This is a genomic window from Rubritalea sp., from assembly GCF_039830215.1.
In the GTDB taxonomy this organism is placed as follows: Bacteria; Verrucomicrobiota; Verrucomicrobiia; order Verrucomicrobiales; family Akkermansiaceae; genus Rubritalea.
Genome location: NZ_JBDOPO010000304.1, coordinates 13,249 through 13,897, shown reverse-complemented (window position 1 = coordinate 13,897; position 649 = coordinate 13,249). Strand labels below are relative to the sequence as shown.

At 48.8% G+C, this 649-nt stretch carries 1 protein-coding gene; it reads left to right on the top strand.

Annotation, left to right across the window (positions count from 1 at the left end):
- A partial coding sequence (locus tag ABGY95_RS10145; protein WP_347441563.1) for a peptidylprolyl isomerase occupies nt 1–622 on the top strand: 622 nt, incomplete at its 5' end.
- Nucleotides 623–649 lie beyond the last annotated feature (27 nt).

Below are 649 nucleotides of genomic sequence, written 5' to 3'. Positions count from 1 at the left end.
ACTCCAATCGAAGGGACTTTCATTCAAAAAATACCGCGAACTCATTCACCGCCAGCTGATCGTTCAAGCCATGCGCTCCCAGCAGTTTTCTGACACTCCACCAGCAACTCCAGAAGAGATGCGTAAAGAGTACGCCAAGGTCAAACCCGAGCTCCGTGACACAGCTAAAGACAAGTGCAACTTCGAGAAAATCTACATCCCGAAGATTGATGACGACAACCTACTAGCCACAGCCGACTCCCAGCTTGAGCTCACCGAAGAAATCGTAGACAAACTTAAGAAGGGTGATGACTTTGCTCAACTGGCTAAAGAACACTCCAAAGACGCCTGGGCTGAAGACGGAGGACTCCACGAAGGCGTCGACCGTATCGACCTTTCACCAGTCATAGCCACCATGATTTTCGAAGAGCCTACGGGCACAGTGATTGGCCCACTTGAAGACGCAGCTGGATACCACATCATAGTCGTGAGCAAAAAAATATTAGGCCCAGCACCTAGCATGACCGACCCTGAAGTACGCAAAATTATTCGTCGAAACGTTGAACGCGAAAAATCTTCGGCACGTTACAAGCGCTGGATCAAAGGACTCAAGCGCACAGCTATGATCGACATAAAGGTATAAGCTCTGGCGTCGTATTATGAACTTTAC